General features: G+C 68.3%; 15 protein-coding genes. 4 read left to right on the forward strand and 11 right to left on the reverse strand.

Features of this window, described 5'->3' with window-relative positions:
* The first annotated feature begins 50 nt into the window (after window positions 1–50).
* Window positions 51–2987, forward strand: a complete 2937-nt coding sequence (locus AC1RB9_RS25630; protein WP_277610310.1) for a TonB-dependent receptor — start codon at window positions 51–53, stop codon at window positions 2985–2987.
* Between the two features lie 144 nt (window positions 2988–3131).
* Here the strand turns inward: AC1RB9_RS25630 and AC1RB9_RS25635 are convergent, their stop codons facing one another.
* The 4 genes from AC1RB9_RS25635 to mdlC all read right to left on the reverse strand — a co-directional run bounded on the left by AC1RB9_RS25635 (window position 3132) and on the right by mdlC (window position 8998).
* Window positions 3132–4385, reverse strand: a complete 1254-nt coding sequence (locus tag AC1RB9_RS25635) for an OprD family porin (protein WP_003121137.1) — start codon at window positions 4383–4385, stop codon at window positions 3132–3134.
* Window positions 4386–4492: 107 nt separating this feature from the next.
* A complete protein-coding gene (locus AC1RB9_RS25640) occupies window positions 4493–5962 on the reverse strand; it encodes an aldehyde dehydrogenase family protein (RefSeq protein ID WP_003457398.1) in 1470 nt (489 codons plus the stop codon).
* Window positions 5963–5984: 22 nt separating this feature from the next.
* Window positions 5985–7325 (reverse strand): MFS transporter, encoded by a 1341-nt coding sequence (locus AC1RB9_RS25645; protein ID WP_003112299.1) that lies wholly within the window; start codon window positions 7323–7325, stop codon window positions 5985–5987.
* An 86-nt stretch (window positions 7326–7411) separates the two neighbouring features.
* The gene (mdlC, locus tag AC1RB9_RS25650) at window positions 7412–8998 is read right to left on the reverse strand and encodes a benzoylformate decarboxylase (protein WP_003457401.1); all 1587 of its coding nucleotides are present in this window, start codon (window positions 8996–8998) and stop codon (window positions 7412–7414) included.
* Window positions 8999–9098: 100 nt separating this feature from the next.
* Here mdlC and AC1RB9_RS25655 point away from each other — a divergent pair, with 100 nt between their 5' ends.
* Window positions 9099–9995 carry a LysR family transcriptional regulator gene (locus AC1RB9_RS25655; RefSeq protein WP_003095545.1) on the forward strand — a complete coding sequence of 299 codons (897 nt, stop codon included), beginning with the start codon at window positions 9099–9101 and terminating at the stop codon, window positions 9993–9995.
* 14 nt (window positions 9996–10009) lie between these two features.
* Here AC1RB9_RS25655 and AC1RB9_RS25660 read toward each other — a convergent pair whose 3' ends face one another.
* Window positions 10010–11344, reverse strand: coding sequence for an MFS transporter (locus AC1RB9_RS25660; protein ID WP_003112297.1), 1335 nt, complete (start codon window positions 11342–11344; stop codon window positions 10010–10012).
* 378 nt (window positions 11345–11722) lie between these two features.
* Between AC1RB9_RS25660 and AC1RB9_RS25665 the strand changes: the two genes are divergently transcribed.
* Both AC1RB9_RS25665 and AC1RB9_RS25670 read left to right on the forward strand, forming a co-directional pair.
* Window positions 11723–12778: an aromatic ring-hydroxylating dioxygenase subunit alpha gene (locus tag AC1RB9_RS25665; protein WP_003099966.1), complete on the forward strand. Its 1056-nt coding sequence runs from the start codon at window positions 11723–11725 to the stop codon at window positions 12776–12778.
* 14 nt (window positions 12779–12792) lie between these two features.
* Window positions 12793–13746 carry a PDR/VanB family oxidoreductase gene (locus AC1RB9_RS25670; RefSeq protein ID WP_003457415.1) on the forward strand — a complete coding sequence of 318 codons (954 nt, stop codon included), beginning with the start codon at window positions 12793–12795 and terminating at the stop codon, window positions 13744–13746.
* Here AC1RB9_RS25670 and AC1RB9_RS25675 read toward each other — a convergent pair.
* The 6 genes from AC1RB9_RS25675 to livM form a co-directional block, all read right to left on the reverse strand.
* The gene (locus AC1RB9_RS25675; protein ID WP_003099978.1) at window positions 13743–14456 is read right to left on the reverse strand and encodes a GntR family transcriptional regulator; all 714 of its coding nucleotides are present in this window, start codon (window positions 14454–14456) and stop codon (window positions 13743–13745) included. The genes AC1RB9_RS25670 and AC1RB9_RS25675 overlap by 4 nt on opposite strands.
* A gap of 63 nt (window positions 14457–14519) precedes the next feature.
* Window positions 14520–15281: an SDR family oxidoreductase gene (locus AC1RB9_RS25680; protein ID WP_003095557.1), complete on the reverse strand. Its 762-nt coding sequence runs from the start codon at window positions 15279–15281 to the stop codon at window positions 14520–14522.
* Window positions 15282–15637: 356 nt separating this feature from the next.
* Complete coding sequence (gene lhpI, locus AC1RB9_RS25685) at window positions 15638–16570, reverse strand: bifunctional Delta(1)-pyrroline-2-carboxylate/Delta(1)-piperideine-2-carboxylate reductase (RefSeq protein WP_003099980.1); 933 nt, start codon at window positions 16568–16570, stop codon at window positions 15638–15640.
* A gap of 70 nt (window positions 16571–16640) precedes the next feature.
* Window positions 16641–17357, reverse strand: a complete 717-nt coding sequence (locus tag AC1RB9_RS25690) for an ABC transporter ATP-binding protein (RefSeq protein ID WP_003095563.1) — start codon at window positions 17355–17357, stop codon at window positions 16641–16643.
* Window positions 17354–18226, reverse strand: a complete 873-nt coding sequence (locus tag AC1RB9_RS25695; RefSeq protein ID WP_003095566.1) for an ATP-binding cassette domain-containing protein — start codon at window positions 18224–18226, stop codon at window positions 17354–17356. The genes AC1RB9_RS25690 and AC1RB9_RS25695 overlap by 4 nt, the downstream gene beginning before the upstream one ends.
* Entirely contained in the window at window positions 18223–19500 is a 1278-nt protein-coding gene (gene livM, locus AC1RB9_RS25700) for a high-affinity branched-chain amino acid ABC transporter permease LivM (protein WP_003099983.1), read from the reverse strand. Before livM ends, AC1RB9_RS25695 begins: the two co-directional genes overlap by 4 nt.
* Between the last annotated feature and the right edge of the window lie 9 nt (window positions 19501–19509).

Genomic DNA, 19509 nt, shown 5'->3' on the forward strand with positions numbered 1-19509 from the left:
GGGAATGAGAGCCCGCAATGACGGGCGCCAACCCTGCGAGCGAAGAAGTCATGTCCCTACAACGCCCTATCCCCAGCCTGGCGCGTCCCTTGTCGCGCCTCTCCCCGCTCACCCTTGCCCTGCGCTGCGCCCTGCTCGGCCTGTCGGCGGTCGGCGCCGGCCTGCTCGGCGGCGGCCTGGCCCACGCGCAGAGCGTCGGCCAGCACAGCGCGGCTACCCGCCTGGACGACGCCACGCCGCGCAGCTACGACATCCCGGCGGGTTCGCTGGGCGCCTCCCTAGGCGCCTTCGCCAGCCAGTCGGGCCTGCTGCTGTCCTTCGACCCCGAGCTGACCCGCGGCCGCACGGCGCCGGCGCTCAAGGGTCGCTACAGCGTACTGGAAGGCTTGCAGCGAGTCCTGTCGAACACCGGCCTGCAGGTCGCGGCGGGAACCTCCGGCGCCTACCTGCTGGTCGAGCCGCGCATGTCCGGAGAAGCCCCGGCCGACCTGTCGCCGGTGGTGGTCTCGGCCGCCGAGCTGGCCGATCCGCAGAAGGAAACCTATACCGCGCCACGCTCGTCGGTGTACCTCTCCAGCGAAGACATCGACCGCTTCGGCCGGGTTTCCGTGGGTGACCTGCTCCAGGGCATCCCGGGCGTACAGGTCGGCGACAGCCGCAACGGTGGCGCGCTGGACGTCAACATCCGCGGCATCCAGGGGCAGAGCCGGGTGGCGGTGCGGGTCGACGGCGCGGAGCAGGCGCTGGACGTCTACCGCGGCTACGCCGGCACCCAGCAGCGCAGCTACATCGATCCCGACCTGGTCAGCAGCGTGACCGTCGACAAGGGTCCCTCGACCCGCTCGGGCGCGATCGGCGGCAGCGTGGAAATGCGCACCATCGGCGTCAAGGACATCCTGGTCGACGGCAAGGACCTCGGCGTGCGCTTCACCGGCGACGTCTGGAACAACGGCGTCGCCCCGCAGCACCGCAGCGCCAGTTCGAAGACCGAGAATCTCAGCAGCGTGCCGCACGATGACCGCGGCAGCCTGTTCGGCTCCCAGGCCAAGTCCGGCAGCGCCGCCTTCGCCTACCGCAACGAGCATCTGGACCTGGTCGCCGCCTATGCGCAGCGCAACCAGGGCAACTACTTTTCCGGCAAGAAAGGCCAGGACCGCTATCGCGTCTACAACCGCTACGGTCGCGAGGAAAGCAGCGTAGCCAAGGTCTACAACGCGGGAGAGGAAGTGCTCAACTCGTCGTCGGAGACCGAGTCCTACCTGCTCAAGGCGACCTGGCGCATCGCCGACGAGCACACCCTGGACCTCGGCTATCGTCGCTACGACGGGCGCACCGGGGAGATCATGCCGTCGGACATCTTCCGTTTCGGCACCGCCGGCATCTACCAGTACCCATTGAGCGAAGTGAAGATCGACACCTACACCGCACGCTACCGTTACCTGCCCGAGAACAATCCGCTGGTGGACCTCAGCACCGGACTGTGGATGACCGAGGCGAAGAGCGACATGCTGACCTCGGTGCTGGCGCCGCGCTCCCAGGCCTATCGCTCCGATCGCAACTGGACGCGCCAGGACAACCGGCGCATCGGCGGCGACCTGAACAACGTGGCGCGCTTCGAAACCGACTTCGGCGATTTCAAGCTCGACCTCGGCGGCTCGTTCCAGGTCGAAGACATCCAGCCGCAGAAAAGCGTGGTCACCACCCTCCACGACATCAACGCCAACCGTACCCTGAGGGACGCCACCCGCCAGGAATACGGCCTCAACGGCAAGCTCGAGTTCAAGCCGGTCGAGCGCCTGACGCTATGGGGCGGCGGCCGCTACAGCCACTTCAACAGCAAGGACAACGGCATCTCCGCCTCGCCGCGGCGCGAGGATCGCGACATGCGCTTCATCACGGTGAGCAGGCCCGGCTACTACGGCTCGATGATGTGGTTCCCCGACCAGAACGGCCAGTACACCAACGCCACCGATCCGCGCCTCAACAACGGCATCGTCACCAACAACACCAACAATCCGTTCGAAGGCATTCCCTTCGACGAGTTCGGCCCGGCCAACGTGACGGTCCATCCCTCGCGGGTCACCAACGTGGTCACCGGCTACAACTACAGCAAGAAGGGCAGCAGCCGCGGCGGCGGTTTCTCGCCGGCATTCGGGATCAATTTCGAGCTGGCCCCGGATACCTTCGTCTACGCCTCCTACACCGAAGGCCTGCGCCTGCCATCGCTGTTCGAGACCAGCCAGGGCACCCTCCAGGTCGAGCCGGGCAAGGACCTCAAGCCCGAGCGTTCGCGCAGTTGGGAGATCGGTGCCAGCGCGTTGCGCGACAGCCTGTTGGCCGACGGCGACTCGGCGGCGATCAAGCTGGCCTACTTCAACAACACCATCAAGAACTACATCACCCGCTATTACGATCCGGGCCAGATGGGCCTGATGACCTTCAGCAACACCGACAGCTACCGCACCAGCGGTCTCGAACTGCAATCGCACTACGACGCAGGGCGGGTGTTCGCCGACCTGTCGGCGACCTACTACCTGAAGACCGAGACCTGCGACGCCGCCTTCGCCGCCAGGCTGCGCGCCGGCGCCAACCGCTACCAGCGCACCGAGAACACGCCGAACTGCACCCCGGGCAGCTTCATGGGCTCCTATACCAACACGCAGAACCCGCCGCGGCTGGCGACCAACCTGACCGCCGGCCTGCGCTTCTTCGACCAGGCCCTGACCCTGGGCGGACGCATGACCTATACCTCCGGCCCCACCGCCACGGCGGACAAGCCCTGGCAGGTCGGCGCCACCACACCGCAGATCGAGTACCGCTCGGTGCAGTTGTTCGACCTGTTCCTCAAGTACAAGCTGTTCGAGCACACCGAACTGAATGCCTCGCTGCAGAACCTCACCGACCGCTATTACCTCGACCCGCTGGCACAGAGTTTCATGCCCGCGCCCGGGCGTACCCTGCGGGTGGGGATGCAGGCGAAGTTCTGAGCCTCCCTCTCCCCCTCCAGGCGTTGTCGGCGGAGCGCCGCTCCGGTAGGGCGGATAACCGCCCAGCGGCTATCCGCCGAAGCACCGGGCCTCCCGCTCCCCGTCCCTCCGGAACTGTCCGGAGGAGCGGCGAGACAGCGTCCGTCACCACGACAACGGGTAACTCACCACCAGCCGCGTCTGGTCGAAGTCGCTGTTGAAGCTGCGTCGGTTGCTGGCGTGGTTGAGGCGCACGTTGAGCCGCGCCAGCGGACCGCTCTGCACGGTGTAGCCGAGTTCGACATCGCGCTCCCATTCCTTGCCACCGCTACCGGCCTTGGTGGTGGCGTTCGAGCCATGGCCGTAGCGGACCATGCCGATCAGGCCGGGCCAGCCGAGGCCGACGAAATCGTAGTCGTAGCGAACCTGCCAGGAGCGTTCGTCGGCGTTGGTGAAGTTGCCGTTGAACATGTCGTTGCCCATGCTCCGCCCACTGCTGCCGTAGACCGACTGCCAGCCGCTGTCGCCGCCGACCTTCTGCAGGCCAAGGTAGAAGGTGTGCAGGCCGATGCCGGCGGAAAACAGGCCGTAGACGGTGTGGCTGTCGATCTCGCCGGCGCGCGCGGCGCCGTCGTCGCGGTCGACGAACAGGCCGAGGTTGGCGCCCAGGGTCCAGTCGCCGACACGCTGCTTGTGCAGCAGGTTGGCGTAGCTCTGCCGGTAGACGTCCTCCAGTTGCCCGTGCCACAGACCCAGTTGGGTGCGCTCGCGGTTGAAGCGGTACTCGGCGCCGGCGTAGTTGAAACCGTCCGATTTCTGCGTCGGCGCGCTCCAGGCCGACAGGTCCTGCATGTCCGCCGAATTGCGCAGGCTCACCGCGTCGAAGCGTCCGGCCTGCAAGGCCAGGCCCGGCAGCTCGCGGGAAACCACGGCGAAGCCGCGGAACGTCTGCGGCAGCAGGCGTCCGTCGTCGTAGCGCAACAGCGGAATGTCCGGGAGCATCTCGCCGATCTTCAGTTCGCTGGCCGAAACGCGCAGCTTGGCGGCCACGCCGACACGCCCATAGTTGTCCGCCGCGCGACCGTCATCGTGCAACGGAAGAAGCTCGGAATTGCTGGTGCCACGTCCGCTGTTCAGCTTCACGCCGAACAGGCCGATGGCGTCGAGGCCGACGCCGACCGTGCCCGGGGTATAGCCGGAACTGAACTTGAGGATGAAGCCCTGCGCCCACTCGTCCACCAGGCTCTTGCCGGCATCGTGGTCGCGGAAATCGCGGTTGAAGTAATAGTTGCGCAGGACCAGGTCGGTCTTCGCATCCTCCAGGAAGCCGCCCTCGGCAGCTTGCGCGGCAAGACAGGCGAGCATCGGCAGGACCGCCCCTGCGTTGCGCGGGACTGCGGTTTTACGACGGATTTTCATTGTTATTGTGCTCCGTTTTTCAGGGACGACCGGGCCCCGGCAGCCTCTGCGGGCCACCTGGTGACGACGGTCGGGTCAGCGGCGGGGCGCGGGCCCCGCCGCCAGGGTCAGAACGGGAACTGGCGCGGCGCGTGCTGCACGCTGATCCAGTGGTCGGTGGTGAATTCCTCGATGGCCCAGTCGCCGTTGAAGCGGCCAAGCCCGGAGTTCTTCTCGCCGCCGAAGGGCGCGTTGGCCTCGTCGTTCACCGGAATGTCGTTGACGTGGGTCATCCCCGCGCGAAGCTGGCGGGCAAAGCGCACCGCGCGTTCCAGGTCGCGGCTGAACACCGCGCTGGACAGCCCGTATTCGCTGGCGTTGGCCAACTCCAGCGCATGCGCCTCGTCGCGCGCGCGGAGCAGGCCGACCAGCGGGCCGAAGATTTCATCGCGGGCGATCTCCATCGTCGCGGTGACCTCGCCGAATACGTGCGGAGCCAGCAACTGCCCATCGACGCCGCCCTCGTACAGCGGCTTGGCGCCTTCCTGGCGGGCCAGGCGGATCTTTTCCAGCAGGCCTTCGAGCTGGCGCGCGTTGACGATCGGCCCGACCGCGGTATCGGCGCGCTGCGGATCGCCGACCCGGAGGCCCTTGACCCGCTCGACGAAGCGCGCGGCGAAAGCGTCGTAGAGGCTGTCCTCGACGATGATGCGGTTGATCGCCATGCAGATCTGCCCCTGGTGGAGGAACTTGCCGAACACCGCGGCATTCACCGCCTGCTCCAGATCGGCGTCGCCGAGCACCACGAACGGACTGTTGCCGCCCAGCTCCAGCGCCACGTGCTTGAGGTGCGCGCCGCCGCTGGCGATGCGGCCGATGTTGCGGCCCACCGGGGTCGATCCGGTGAAGGTCACCAGGCCCGGCACCGGGTGCTCGACGAAGGCGTCGCCGATCTCGCTGCCGGGGCCGACCACCACGCTGAACAGCCCGGCCGGCAGCCCGGCCTCTTCGAAGATCCGCGCCAGCAGCAGTCCGCCGCAGACCGGCGTGTCGCTGGCCGGCTTGACCACCACCGCGTTGCCCAGCGCCAGGGCCGGGGCGATGGAACGCTGGGTCAGGTGCAGCGGGAAGTTCCACGGGCTGATCACCCCGACCACGCCGATGGCGCTGCGGTAGACCCGGCTTTCCTTGCCCGGCACGTCGGACTCGACGATGCGCCCGTGCACCCGTGCCGGGAACGACGCCGACTCCAGGGTGATCGCGCGCGCCGCGCCCCATTCGATCTCGGCCTTCAGGCGGGTGCTGCCGGACTCGCGGATGATCCAGTCGACGATCTCCTCGTGGCGGCGGTCGAACACCTCCACCGCCTTGTACAGTACCGCCGCGCGTGCCGAGGGCCCGAGCGCGGCCCATGCCGGCTGGACCTCGGCGGCCTTGGCGTAGGCGGCATCGAGGTCGTCGCGGTCGGCCTGCTCGATCTCCAGCAGCAGGCTGCCGTCGAACGGGTTGCTCACCTTCAGCCGGCGGCCGGCCCGGCCGTGGCGCCACTCGCCGGCCAGGGGCTGGAGACCGAGGTCGGTATAACGGGAATCGCTCATCGCTCTTCTCCTCTTTCGAAAATCACAGGGGTTTCTTCGCCGTCGCGTCGACGGACGCTTCCGCCGGCACGCGCGGCCGCAGGTGGATGCAGGCGATCGCCAGCGCGCCGATCACGCCGGGCGCGGCGAAGGCCAGGAAGTTCTGCTGGAACGGCAGCTCCAGGGCCAGCAGGCTGCCGCCGAGCATCGGCCCGGCGATGGCGCCGAGGCGGCCGACGCCGGCGGCCCAGCCGACCCCGGTGGAGCGCACCCAGGCCGGATAGAACTGCGCGGCGTAGGCATGGATCACCGCCAGGGTGCCGATGGTGGTGGCGCCGGCCACCACCAGCAGGCCGTTGAGCAGCCAGGGGCCTGGCCCCAGGCCGAGGGCCGCCAGGGAGGCCGCGGCCAGGGCGAAGAACAGCACCAGGGTGCGGCCGGCGCCGAGGCGGTCGGCCAGCCAGCCGCCGAACAACGCACCGAGGGTCGCCCCGACATTCAGGGTGACGAGGAACGCCAGGCTCGAACCGAGGGCGTAGCCGCCGCCGGCCATCAGTTTCGGCAACCAGGTGTTGAGCCCGTAGCTCATCAGCATGCACATGGCGAAGGCCACCCACAGCAGCAGGGTGCCCACTGCCTGGCGCCCCTCGAACAACTGGGCGACCCGTCCGCTCGGCGCTTCGGCCGCGACAGCGTTCGCCCGCTCGGCGCCGGGCCGGTAGTCGGGATCGACCTTGCGCAGCAGCGCGTCCAGTTCGGCGCGGCGGCCCTTGAGTTCGAGGAACGCCGCCGACTCCGGCAACCAGCGCAACATCAGCGGCACCGCCAGCACCGGCAGCACCGCCACGTAGAACACCGATTGCCAGCCCCAGGCGGGGATCATGGCGATCGCCAGTAGCGCCGAGAGCACCGCGCCCACCGAGTAGAAGGCCGACATCACCGTGACCAGGGTGCTGCGCCGCCCGGCCGGGGCGAATTCGCTGATCAGGTTGATCGCGCTGGGCACCAGCGCGCCCAGTGCCAGGCCGGTGAAGAAGCGTCCGGCGCCCAGTTCCAGCGGGTCGCGGGCGTGCCCGGTGAGGAAGGCGGCGAGGCTCGCCAGCAGGGTGGTGGCGATCACCAGGCGGCGCCGGCCGAAACGGTCCGCCAGCGGCGCCAGCAGGGTGCCGCCGAAGAGCATGCCGAACAGCGCGCAACTGCCGAGGGTGCCGGCCTGCACCGGGCTCAGCTGCCACTCCTGCATCAGGCGTGGCACCACCGAGCCGTAGATGACCATGTCGTAGCCGTCGAACAGCATGATGAAACACCCCCAGCCGAGGATCAGCCAGTGAGTACGGTTAAAGCGGGCAGCGTCGATCACCGCCGCAGCGGATTGCCTGTTCATACCAACCTCTCTCTTGTTCTTGTTATGGGCGCACGCGGGCGTCGGTCGGCACCGCCCACTCTGGCATGGGGCGGCGCCGTGGAACATCAGGGTTCGATGGTTTGCGTCGGCACCTCGATCAAAACCGGGCGATCAGCGGCCAGGGCATGCTTCAAGGCACCTTCCAGCTCTTCGCGGGTGGCCGCGTGGAGCGCCTCGACGCCATAGCCGCGGGCGATCGCGCAGAAGTCCAGGCCGGGCACGTCGAGCCCCGGCGCATCGGGCACCTCGAGCACCCCGGCGAACCAGCGCAGGGCGCCGTAGGTACCGTTCTTGAGGATGATGAACACCGCCGGCACGCGGTATTGCGCGGCACTCCAGAGCGCGGTGATGCCGTAGTTGGCCGAGCCGTCGCCGATGATCCCGATCACCTGCCGCCGCGGCTGCGCCAGTTGCGCGCCAACCGCCGCCGGCAGGCCGAAGCCGAGGCCGCCGGCGGCCGGGAAGAAGTAGCTGCCCGGCTCGCGCATCTCCACGCGCTGCCAGAAGGCGGTCACGGTGGAAGTCGACTCCTTGACGAAGATGGCGTCGCGCGGCGCCAGCGCATCGATCACGTCGAACACGGTTTCCGGACGCAGCGGTCCGCCCTCCTCGGCCAGCGCCGGCGGTCGCGGCAGCGCCTCGGGCAACGGCCGCGCACTGGGGCGGACCTGTTCGAGCAGTGCCTCGAGGGTCAGCGCGATGTCGCCGACCAACGCGTCGCCCATCGGCGCCCGTGCCGCTTCGCCGGGATCGCAGGTGACCTGCACCAGCTCGGCGCCGGCCGGCAGGTAATCGCCGGGGGCGAACTGGTGATAGCGGAACACCGGCGCGCCGACCACCAGGATCAGGTCGTGGCCGTCCAGCAGCCGGCTGATCCCGGCGATGGCCGCCGGCAGCACGCCGCGGAAGCAGGCATGGCGGGTGGGGAACGGACAACGCGAGGCCGACGGCGCGACCCAGGCCGGCATCCGCAGCTTCTCCGCCAGTTCCACGGCCAGGCCGTTGGCATTCGCCCCGTCGACGTCCGGACCGAGCACCAGCACCGGGTTGCGCGAGCGCGACAGGCGCTCGCCGAGTTCGGCCAGCAATGCCGGCGCGGGCAGCGCGGCGCCGCTGACCTGGCGCGCAGCCAGGTGTTCGACGCCGGCCGGCGCCGGTTGCGCCCAGTCGTCGTAGGGAATCGACAGGTACACCGGCGCCCGCGGCGGCAGGCTGGCGGTCTGGATCGCCTGGCTCAGCGCGCGCGGTACATCCTGGGCGCAGGCCGGCTCGTGGCTCCATTTCACCAGCGGCTTGGGCAGTTGTCCGGCATCGACGTTGGCGAGCATCGCCTCGACCCCGATCATCGAGCGCACCTGCTGCCCGGCGGTGATGACCAGGGAGCTATGGGAGTACCAGGCGTTGGTCAGGGCACCCATACCGTTGCCGGTGCCAGCCGCCGCATGCAGGTTGACGAAGGCCGGGCGGCCGCTGGCCAGGGCGAAGCCATCGGCCATGCCGACCACCGCGCCCTCGTGCAGGCCGAGGATGTAGCGGAAATCCTCGGGGAAGTCCTTGAGGAACGGCAGCTCGTTGGAGCCGGGGTTGCCGAAGACGGTGGTCAGGCCGTGGCGACGGAGGATCTCGTAAGACGCGGAATGGACGGTTTTCATGCAGGCCTTCAAGCTCGTTTCCTGGATTTGCGCTACTGTTGCAGCCGCTCGATAATCAATCAAATCGATACTCTTTCTATAAAAAATAGAACTGGTCTATATGAGTCCGATCGATCTCAACCTGATCCGCACCTTCGTCACCCTCTACGAAGCCGGCAGCGTGACCCTCGCCGCGGAGCGCCTGTTCGTCACCCAGCCATCGGTGAGCTACGCCCTGGCGCGCCTGCGCGAACTGTTCGACGACGCGTTGTTCACCCGCACCCGCGACGGCATCCAGCCGACCTTCGTCGCCGAGCAGCTCTACGGCACCTTCCGCGAGTCGCTGACGCGCATCGAGGGCGCGGTACAGAGCGTTCGCCACTTCGATCCGGCGACCACCGAGCGACGTTTCCGCATCGCCCTCACCGATCTCGGCGAAGTGGGTTTCCTCTCGCTGATCCTCGAACGCCTGACCCGCGACGCGCCGTTCGCCGAAGTGGAAGTGCTGCCGCTGCAGGTGGACGAGGTCGGCGCCTGGCTGAGCAGCGCCAAGGTCGATGCGGCGATCTGCCGCCAGCCGGTGCCCGGCGCGCGCAGCCAGCGGGTCCTGCACGAGCGCTACGTGTGCCTGCTCAGCGACCGCCACCCGCGGATCGGCGACAGCCTGAGCCTGGAGCAGTACCTGGCCGAGCGGCACATCGTGGTGACCCGTACCTCCGGCCACGGCATCGCCGAGGACGTGCTCGAGGCCATGCAGGTGCAGCGCCGCATCAGCCTGCGGGTGCCGCACTTCTCGGTGCTGCCGAAGATCATTCCCGGTACCGAGCTGCTGACCATCCTGCCGGCGCAGATCGCCTATCGCTTCGTCGCCGAAGGCGGCATGCGCATGCTCGAACTGCCCTTCACCCTGCCGCCGTTCGACGTCTCCCTGCACTGGCACGAGAGCAGCGAACGCTCGGCGGCGCTGAACTGGTTCCGCACCACCATCGCCGAGGCGATCATCGCCGCCCAACGCTGAAACGCCGGCGGCCCTCACGCAGCGTCTCCCAGCGTCGGCGAGCGCTCGCGACGCCGCGCACCGAGCAGCGGCAACACGGCGGCCGCGACGACGAACACCGCCGCGAACGCCCCATAGAGGGACAGCGGCTGCCAGCCGTCGTCGAGCAGGAGCCCGGCCACCAGCGGCGAGAGGATCGCCCCGCCGCGACCGACGCCGATCCCCCAGCCGACCCCGGTGGCGCGCACCGAAGCGTCGTAGAGGCTCGGCGCCAGGGCATACAGGCCGGCCACGCAGGCGTTGGCGCAAAGCCCGATCAGCAGTCCCAGCGGCAAGGCCGCGCCGGGCAGCCCGGCACTCAGCGAGAACAGCGCGAGCAGAGCGGCGGTAAGCAGCATGAACAGCGCCAGCACCCGTTCCAGGCGAAAGCGCGCGGCAAGCCCGCCGAGCAAGGCGGCACCGAAGATCCCGCCGATGCTCAGCAGGGTGCCGCCGGTGATGCCCTGGGCGGTGGACAGGCCGGCGGCGACCAGCAGCTTCGGCGTCCAGCTCATGATGAAGTAGAAGCCGAACATCACCAGGAAAAACAGCGCCCAGAGCAGCAGCGTGGTACGTCGCTGGGCAACGCAAAGCAACCGGGCGAGGCGGCTACCGTGCTCCGCTCCGCCACCGGGCGGGCTCGGCAGTTCCGCGAGCGCCGCGCGGCCCAGGCGCCGGGCCAGCGCGTTGACCCGTTGCAACGCCCGCGGCGGCCGGCGCGCCAGGAGGAAGTCCAGCGACTCCGGCAGGCACAGGCAGACCAGCGGGATCACCGCCAGGGTCAGGCCAGCGCCGAAGACGAACACCGAGCGCCAGCCCCAGGCGCCGATCAGCCATACCGCGAGCAGTCCGCCAAGGGTCGCGCCGAGCGCGTAGCCGGTGGACTGCAGGCTTACCGCCAGGCCGCGCCAGCGGCGCGAGGCGTACTCGCTGGCGATCACGTTGCTGCTGGCGAGGATGCCGCCGATACCCAGTCCGGTCAGCCCGCGCAGCAACGCCAGTTGCCAGGCCGCCTGGCTCAGCGCCGAGGCGAGCATGCCCAGGCCCGACAGCGCCAGGCAGGCGAGGATCAGCGGGCGGCGCCCCCAGCGGTCGGCCCAGGGCGCGATGAACAGCGAGCCGGCGGCCATGCCAAAGAGGCCGGCGCTGAGCAGCAGGCCGATCTCGGCGCCGCCAAGGTTCCATTCGGCGGCCACCGAGGATGCGGTGAAGGCCATCACCAGCACGTCGAAGCCATCGATCAGGTTGAGCACGATACACACAGCCACCGCCAGCCACTGGAACGGACGCATCGGTTCGTCGTCGAGAGCGCGGCGCAAGTCCCGGTTCATGGGCGGCCCTCCCCGAGCGGACAGGAAAGAAGCGACGGCAGGCGGGAGCGAGGCGCGGGAATGCAGGAATCCATCATTGGGAAGACCCTTTTTCTTGTTGTTGTAGGCACGGCAAGCGCAGGCACCCTGGCACCGTTGCGTCGATGCCGCAATCCTATTGGATCCATTTTGACGACAAGAAAACGGATGGCCAGTGGATATCCCACTGTCAGCGAAATCCGAGAAAGGCTCTGGAACGAGATAATTTGGCAATTTATTCCTGAAGTTTTTTATGTGCGACTATCGAACAGATTATTTTTTGTACAGAAGCGGTTGACTTGGAAAAGTTGCCTCGCGAATCATTGGATCCAATTACAAAAACAACGAGAGGATCCGACGATGTTTCCGAAGAACGCCTGGTACGTGGCCTGCACCCCCGACGAACTGGCCGGCAAGCCGCTCGGCCGACGCATCTGCGACGAGCCGATGGTTTTCTACCGAGGCGAGGACGGCCGCGTGGCGGCCCTCGAGGATTTCTGCCCGCACCGTGGCGCGCCGCTGTCGCTGGGCTTCGTCGAGGACGGCGTGCTGGTCTGCGGCTACCACGGCCTGGCAATGGGCGAGGACGGTCGCACCCGCGCGATGCCCGGCCAGCGGGTCCGCGGCTTCCCCTGCATCCGTCGCTTCCCGGTGCAGGAACGGCACGGCTTCGTCTGGGTCTGGCCGGGCGCGGAAGAACAGGCCGACGCCGCGCTGATACCCCGCCTGGAATGGGCGGAAAGCCCCGATTGGGCCTATGGCGGCGGGCTGTACCACATCCACTGCGACTATCGCCTGATGATCGATAACCTGATGGACCTGACCCACGAGACCTATGTCCATGCGTCCAGCATCGGCCAGAAGGAAATCGACGAGGCCGCGCCGACCACGCGGGTGGAAGGCGACGAGGTGATCACCAGCCGCCACATGCAGAATGTCATGGCCCCGCCGTTCTGGCGCATGGCTCTGCGCGGCAACGGCCTGGCCGACGACGTGGCGGTGGACCGCTGGCAGATCTGCCGCTTCACGCCGCCCAGCCACGTGCTGATCGAGGTCGGCGTGGCCCACGCCGGCCACGGCGGCTACCAGGCGCCGGCGGAGCGCAAGGCGGCGAGCATCGTGGTCGACTTCATCACCCCGGAGAGCGCCACTTCCATCTGGTACTTCTGGGGCATGGCGCGCAACTTCCAGGCCCACGACCAGGCGCTCACCGAGAGCATTCGCGAAGGCCAGGGAAAGATCTTCGGCGAAGACCTGGAAATGCTCGAAAGCCAGCAGCGCAACCTGCTGCGCCATCCACGGCGCGACCTGCTGAAACTGAACATCGACGCCGGCGGCGTGCAGGCCCGGCGCATCATCGAGCGCCTGCTGGCGGACGAGCGCCAGGCCGCCGCCCCCAACCGCGCCCAGGCCTGACGGGAGCCTTCGCCATGATCGAGGTCATCGTCGGCGCCATCCGCCTGGAGGCGCAGGATATCCACAGCTTCGAACTGTTCCGGGCCGACGGGGCGGCCCTGCCGTCCTTCGAGCCGGGCGCACACATCGACCTGCACCTGCCCAACGGCCTGGTCCGCCAGTACTCCCTCTGCGGCCCCGCCGAACGGCCGCGCCACTACCGTATCGCCGTACTCCGCTGCCGCGATTCGCGCGGCGGCTCGGCCACGCTGCACGCCGAACTGCGGGTCGGCCAGCGGCTGCACATCGGCGAGCCGCGCAATCTCTTCCCGCTGTCGCCGGAGCCCGGTCCGCGCCTGCTGTTCGCCGGCGGCATCGGCATCACGCCGCTGCTGGCGATGGCCGAACGCCTGGCCCGCGATGGCGCCGACTTCCAGTTGCACTACTGCGCGCATTCCGGCGAGCGCGCGGCCTTCGTCGACTACCTTGGCCGGTGCGCCTTCGCCGACCGCGTGCACTGCCACTTCGACCACGGCGAAAGCAGCCGGCGCGCGGACCTTCGCGCCCTGCTGGCGACCAGTCCGCGCGACGCCCAGCTATACCTTTGCGGGCCGGCGGGCTTCATGCAGTGGATCGAAGAAAGCGCCCGCGAACTGGGCTGGGAAGCAACCCGCTTGCATCGCGAGCACTTCGCCGCCGCGCCACGAGACGCCAGTGCGGACGGCACCTTCGAAGTGCAGTTGGCGAGCAACGGGGCGCTGATCCGGGTCGCCGCCGGGCAGACCGTGCTGGCGGCCCTGCGCGAAGCCGGGGTGGACCTGCCGGCCTCCTGCGAGCAGGGCATCTGCGGCACCTGCCTGACCCGCGTGCTGGACGGCGAGCCGGAGCATCGCGACCTCTACCTCAGCGAAGAGGAGCAGGCCGCCAACGATTGCTTCACGCCCTGCTGTTCGCGTTCGCGCAGCCCACGGCTGGTGCTGGATCTCTAGTCGGCGGCGACGTCGCCGTGAAGCACGGTGACACCCTGCCGCGCCGGATCGAAGTAGTCGGCGTAGCGCAGGGTCGCGTTGGCGTGCTCGCGCATGATCGCCTCGGCGCGCGCCCCCTGGCCGTTGACCAGCGCGTCGACCACCGCGTGGTGCTGCATGTGGGCGAAGTTGAAACGGCGGAATTCCTGCTCGAGATTGTCGCGATCCACCGCCAGGGCGCTCACCGAGGCGAACGGCAGGTGGTCGTTGCGCGCCAGCGCCACGGCGATCGCCGGGTTGCCGCTGGCCTCGATGATGGTGCGGTGGAAACGCATGTTCATGCGCTGGTAGCGCTCCAGCTCCTCCAGCAGGACCTGGCCGTTGGCGAACAATCGGTCGCCCTCGGCCAGGCATTCCTCCAGGGTCGCCCGTGCCTCGGCGGACAGCCCGCGCTCGGCCGCCTGGCGTGCCGCCAGGCCTTCCAGAACGCCGCGCACCTCGACCGCGCCGGCGATATCCTCGCGGGTCACCGCGCGCACCCTGTAGCCGCGCCCGGTCTTGCACAGCAGGCCTTCCTGCTCGAGGGTACGCAGGGCGATGCGCACCGGCATGCGCGAGACCTGCAGGCGTTCGGCGGTGGGAATCTCGACGATGCGCTCGCCGGCGGCGAGTTCGCCGGAAGCGATCAGCTTGCGTAGCTCGGCCAGCACGCGTTGGCCCGGTTTGCTCATGGAATTCGCTTATTCGATCGGGACGTCCGGGGCATCATAGCGTGCCCCGGCCGCCTCCGCCGGTCAGCTTTCGCGGTGGATGGCGAAGCCGGCCCAGGACTGGCTCACCGGCATGATCTCGAGGCTGTTGATGTTCAGGTGGGCGGGCTGGTTCATGATCCAGAAGATGGTCTCGGCGATGTCTTCCGGCTGGATCGGATGGGCTCCGGCGTAGGTCTTGTCGTAGCGCGCCTGGTCGCCGCCGAAGCGGACCAGGGAGAACTCGCTCTCGCACAACCCCGGCTCGAGGTTGGTCACGCGCACCCCGGTGCCCTGCAGGTCACAACGCAGGTTCAGGGAGAATTGCTCGACGAAAGCCTTGGTGCCGCCGTAGACATGGCTACCCGGATAGGGCCACTTGCCGGCCACCGAACCCAGGTTGACGATGCTCGCCCCGGCGCCGTGGGCGATCAGCCGCGGCAGCAGCAGGCGCGTGCTGTAGAGCAGGCCCTTGATGTTGGTGTCGACCATGGTGTCCCAGTCGTCCAGGTCGCAGGACTGCGCCGGGTCGGTGCCCAGCGCCAGGCCGGCGTTGTTGATCAGGCCGCGCAGGGTGGCGAACTCTTCCGGCAGGTTGTCCACGGCCGCGCTCATCGCCGCGCGGTCGCGCACGTCCAGGGTCAGCGGCAACACCCGGGTCTTCGCCGAAAGCTCACCGGCCAGGGCTTGCAGACGCTCCTCGCGACGGCCGGTGAGCACCAGCGACCAGCCGGCCTCGGCGAAACGACGGGCGCAGGCTTCGCCGAAGCCTGAGGTGGCGCCGGTGATGAACAGGGTGGACGACATGGGCATCTCCTCGTACGGGGCGGAAAAACGATGTCCGGGGATTCTAGAGCCTCGCCGTGCCCGGTTGGCCATACAGTTGCGCACGAGTTTGCCGAGGCGTCTGCTCAAAAAACGACCAACCTCGCGGAACCCGCACCGTGCCTGGGCCGCAGCGAACAGCCACCAACTTGTCCACAGGGCGTCGCACAGTTTTCCTGAACAACTGTGGCAGCGGGATGACCACGCGTTGGGGATAAGTACCTGGCGCGAGCGCTGTTCATTTTCTGACCAGCCACGCATAACCCTCGCCGATTCAGGGGTTTGGCGGTTCTTACCCACCTTATCCACAAGCCCCCGCACAGAAATCCTGAACAACCTCAGGCGGCGTTATCCACAACCCGGCGCGCGGCGACCAGGTCCTCCAGCGCATAACCCACCGACTTGAACAGGGTGATTTCCCCGGGATCGCCGCGCCGCCCTGCCCCGCCCAGCAAGTCGCGCAGTTCGGTGGATATCGCCTCGCGCCCGATGGCGCCTTCGGCGATCGCCTGCAACAGGTCGCCGGCCTCTTCCAGCGCGCCTGCGCGGGTATCCACCACGACCCGCGCGCGCGCCACCGCCAGGGCGTCGGTCTCGCGCATGGACGGCAGGAAGGCGCCGACCAGGTCGAGATGGACGCCCGGCTTCAGCCATGCGCCGCGTACCAGCGCTTCGCGGGAGGTGGTAACGCAACTGACGCAGTCGGCCGCCTCCACCGCCGCGCGCAACCCGTCGGCCGCTCGCGCCGGGTAGCCCTCCTCGCGCAGCCGGGCGGCCAGCGCGGCGGCCTTGGCCGGATCGCGGCCCCAGATGTCGATGTGGCGATAGTCGCGCACGCAGGCGTGGGCCCGCACCATGTGCGCAGCCAGGGTTCCGCAGCCGACCACCAGCAGGCGCCGCGCATCGTCCCGCGCCAGGTAGTCGGCGGCCAGCGCCGAGCTGCAGGCGGTACGCCGGGCGGTCAACTCCGAAGCCTCCAGCAACGCCAGTGGGCGACCGTCTTCGCCGTCGAACAGAGCGAACACCGCGGCCACCGCCGGCAGGCCACGCGCCCCATTGCCAGGGAACACCGTCACCAGTTTCACGCCGATCCCCGCGCCGGCTTGCCACACCGGCATCTGTAGCAGCGAGGCCTGCGCCGGCAAGGCATGGCAGTTGCGCAGCGGCGCGCTGCAAGGCTTGGCCAGGCCGATGCGCAACGCCTCGATCAGTTGTGGATAAGCCAGGCGCTCGGCGACCTCGGCGTTGCTGAAAAAGCGCAGGCTGTGCATAAGTCGAGTTTCCTCCGTGGCTCCAGGGCAGCGCCCGCCCCGGCGGCCAGGCAGCCGGGGCAGGGCGCGCTCAATGTCCGCCGAGATAGGCGTTGCGCACCTCCTGGTTGCCGAGCAGTTCTTCGCCGCTGCCGCTCATGCGGATTTCCCCGGTGACCATCACGTAGGCGCGGTCGGAGAGCTTCAGCGCATGGTTGGCGTTCTGCTCGACGAGGAAGATGGTCATGCCGCTCCTGGCCAGCTCGCGCAGGGTCTGGAAGATCTGCTTGACCACGATCGGCGCCAGGCCCAGGGAGGGCTCGTCGAGCAACAGCAACTTCGGCCGGCTCATCAGCGCGCGGGCGATGGCGAGCATCTGCTGCTCGCCGCCGGACATGGTCATGGCGCGCTGGTTGCGCCGCTCCTTCAGGCGCGGGAACAGCTCGAACATGCGCTGCATGTCCTCCTCGGCGTGGTCCATGCCGATGGGAATGGTACCCATCAGCAGGTTTTCCTCGACGCTCATGTCGGGGAACACCCGGCGTCCTTCCGGCGACTGCGCGATGCCGTTGGACGCCACGTAGTGCGCCGACTTCTGGCGGATGTCCTGGCCGCGATAGAGGATCTGCCCGGCCGCCGCACGCGGCTGGCCGAAGATCGACATCAACAGCGTCGACTTGCCCGCGCCGTTGGCGCCGATCAGGCTCACCGTCTCGCCCTCGTTGACCTGCAGCGAGACCTTCTTCAGCGCCTGGATCGGCCCGTAGAACACGTCCACCTCACGGAATTCCAGCAACGCCGCGCTCATGACAGCTCCTCTTCGTCGGCACCGAGATAGGCGGCGATCACCTTCTCGTCATGGCGGATCTGTTCGGGGTTGCCACGGGCGATCACGTCGCCGTGGTCGAGTACGATGATGTGGTCGGAGATGTTCATCACCATGCCCATGTCATGCTCGATCAGCAGTACGGTGATCCCGTGGTGGTCGCGCAGGTAGCGGACGATGTTGCTCAGGGCGTGGGTCTCGGCCGGGTTGAGGCCGGCGGCCGGTTCGTCCAGGCAGATGAGTTCCGGCCGCGTGCACATGGCCCGGGCGATCTCCAGGCGCCGCTGCTGGCCGTAGGACATCTCGCCGGCCAGGCGGTTGGCGCAGTCCACCAGGTCGACCACCTCCAGCCAGTAGAACGCGTGGTCCAGCGCCTCGCTCTCGGCGCGGCGATAGCCGGGAGTGTTGAGGATGCCGGCGAGCAGGTTGCGGTTGACGAACATGTGCTGCGCCACCAGCAGGTTCTCCACCACCGACATGTCCTTGAACAGGCGGATGTTCTGGAAGGTCCGCGCCAGCCCGGCGCGGTTCACCAGGTGGGTGCCGCCGAACATCTTGTAGTAGAGGCGACTGCCCAGTTGCGGCGGCTTGACGAAGTCGTCCAGCTGGAACGGCTCGCCGAGCACCTGGATGACGTCGGTGGTGCGCCCCTGGGTGTTGAGCAGGATGTTGCCGCCGGTGGCCTTGTAGAAGCCGGTGAGACAGTTGAACACGGTGGTCTTGCCGGCGCCGTTGGGGCCGATCAGCGCGGTGATCGAACCGCGCTCGACGTCGAGGTTGACGTCGTTGAGCGCCTTGATGCCGCCGAAGTGCATCATCAGGTGCTCGACGCTGAGGATCTTGTCGCTCATGGCGCCACCCCCTTGCGCGGGGCGAAGCCCACCCGGCTGATGCGGATCAGCCCGCGCGGCCGCCAGATCATCATTACCACCATGAGTATCCCGAGCAGCAGCACGCGGATGTCGGCGAAGCTGCGCAGCAGCTCCGGCGCCACGGTGAGGACGAAGGCGGCGATCACCACCCCGACCGTCGAGCCCATGCCGCCGAGCACGACGATGGCGAGGATCAGCGCCGACTCGAAGAAGTTGAACGAGGACGGGTTGACGAAGCCCTGGTAGCTGGCGAAGAACACCCCGGCCAGTCCCGCGGTGGAGGCGCCGAGCATGAACGCCGAGAGTTTCACCAGCACATGGTTGAGGCCCATCGCGCGACAGGCGATCTCGTCCTCGCGCAGCGCCTCCCAGGCGCGCCCGACCGGCATCCGGGTCAGCCGGTGCTTGATGTAGAGCACCAGCAGCACGACCAGGAACAGCACCACGTAGATGAACAGGAACTTCATGTTGGGGTTGTAGGCGATGCCGAGGAACTCGTGGATCGGCACCCCGCCATCCTTGGCCCGGCGGCCGAACTCCAGGCCGAGGAAGGTCGGCGCCGGCGCCGGCATGCCGTTCGGCCCGCCGGTGAAGGACAGCCAGTTGTTCAGTACCAGGCGGATGATCTCGCCGAAGCCCAGGGTGACGATCGCCAGGTAGTCGCCATGCATGCGCAACACCGGGAAGCCGAGGATCGCCCCGGCCACCGCGGCGGTCAGCGCGGCCAGCGGCAGGACGGTCCAGAAGCCCAGGCCGAGGTACTGGTAGCCCAGCGCCAGGCCATAGGCGCCAATGGCATAGAAGGCCACGTAGCCGAGGTCGAGCAGCCCGGCGAGGCCGACCACGATGTTCAGGCCCAGGCCCAGCAGCACGTAGATCAGGCCGAGGATGACCACCGCCAGCAGGTACTTGCTGGCGAAGAACGGGAAGATCACCGCGGCCACCAGGATCAGCGGCACGATCCAGCGCAAGCGGGTCTTGTAGCCCGGCGGCAGGACGTGGACGCCGCTGCCAGCCCCCTCGAAGCGCTCCAGCACGGCGCGCCCGCCGCGGGTCTGCAGGTAGAGGCTGAGCAGGAAGCGCCCGGCCATCACGATCGCGATGATCCAGCCGACCCGCTCGTAATGCAGGTTGAAGCCGTAGCCGTCGAGGACCACGCCGACGATGGGGCCGAACACCACCAGGGCGATCAACCCGGAGAGCACGGCATCGAGGACGCACTGCTTGAGATCGATGGAAGTCTCGTTGCTCATCGTCGTCCC

Source organism: Pseudomonas sp. 20-5 (genome assembly GCF_056782835.1).

Bases quoted from the DNA above. Each gene is read 5' to 3' on its own strand.
- AC1RB9_RS25630 (WP_277610310.1), top strand. From the start codon at position 51: ATGTCCCTACAACGCCCTATCCCCAGCCTGGCGCGTCCCTTGTCGCGC.
- AC1RB9_RS25635 (WP_003121137.1), bottom strand. From the start codon at position 4,385: ATGAAAATCCGTCGTAAAACCGCAGTCCCGCGCAACGCAGGGGCGGTC.
- AC1RB9_RS25640 (WP_003457398.1), bottom strand. From the start codon at position 5,962: ATGAGCGATTCCCGTTATACCGACCTCGGTCTCCAGCCCCTGGCCGGC.
- AC1RB9_RS25645 (WP_003112299.1), bottom strand. From the start codon at position 7,325: ATGAACAGGCAATCCGCTGCGGCGGTGATCGACGCTGCCCGCTTTAAC.
- mdlC (WP_003457401.1), bottom strand. From the start codon at position 8,998: ATGAAAACCGTCCATTCCGCGTCTTACGAGATCCTCCGTCGCCACGGC.
- AC1RB9_RS25655 (WP_003095545.1), top strand. From the start codon at position 9,099: ATGAGTCCGATCGATCTCAACCTGATCCGCACCTTCGTCACCCTCTAC.
- AC1RB9_RS25660 (WP_003112297.1), bottom strand. From the start codon at position 11,344: ATGAACCGGGACTTGCGCCGCGCTCTCGACGACGAACCGATGCGTCCG.
- AC1RB9_RS25665 (WP_003099966.1), top strand. From the start codon at position 11,723: ATGTTTCCGAAGAACGCCTGGTACGTGGCCTGCACCCCCGACGAACTG.
- AC1RB9_RS25670 (WP_003457415.1), top strand. From the start codon at position 12,793: ATGATCGAGGTCATCGTCGGCGCCATCCGCCTGGAGGCGCAGGATATC.
- AC1RB9_RS25675 (WP_003099978.1), bottom strand. From the start codon at position 14,456: ATGAGCAAACCGGGCCAACGCGTGCTGGCCGAGCTACGCAAGCTGATC.
- AC1RB9_RS25680 (WP_003095557.1), bottom strand. From the start codon at position 15,281: ATGTCGTCCACCCTGTTCATCACCGGCGCCACCTCAGGCTTCGGCGAA.
- lhpI (WP_003099980.1), bottom strand. From the start codon at position 16,570: ATGCACAGCCTGCGCTTTTTCAGCAACGCCGAGGTCGCCGAGCGCCTG.
- AC1RB9_RS25690 (WP_003095563.1), bottom strand. From the start codon at position 17,357: ATGAGCGCGGCGTTGCTGGAATTCCGTGAGGTGGACGTGTTCTACGGG.
- AC1RB9_RS25695 (WP_003095566.1), bottom strand. From the start codon at position 18,226: ATGAGCGACAAGATCCTCAGCGTCGAGCACCTGATGATGCACTTCGGC.
- livM (WP_003099983.1), bottom strand. From the start codon at position 19,500: ATGAGCAACGAGACTTCCATCGATCTCAAGCAGTGCGTCCTCGATGCC.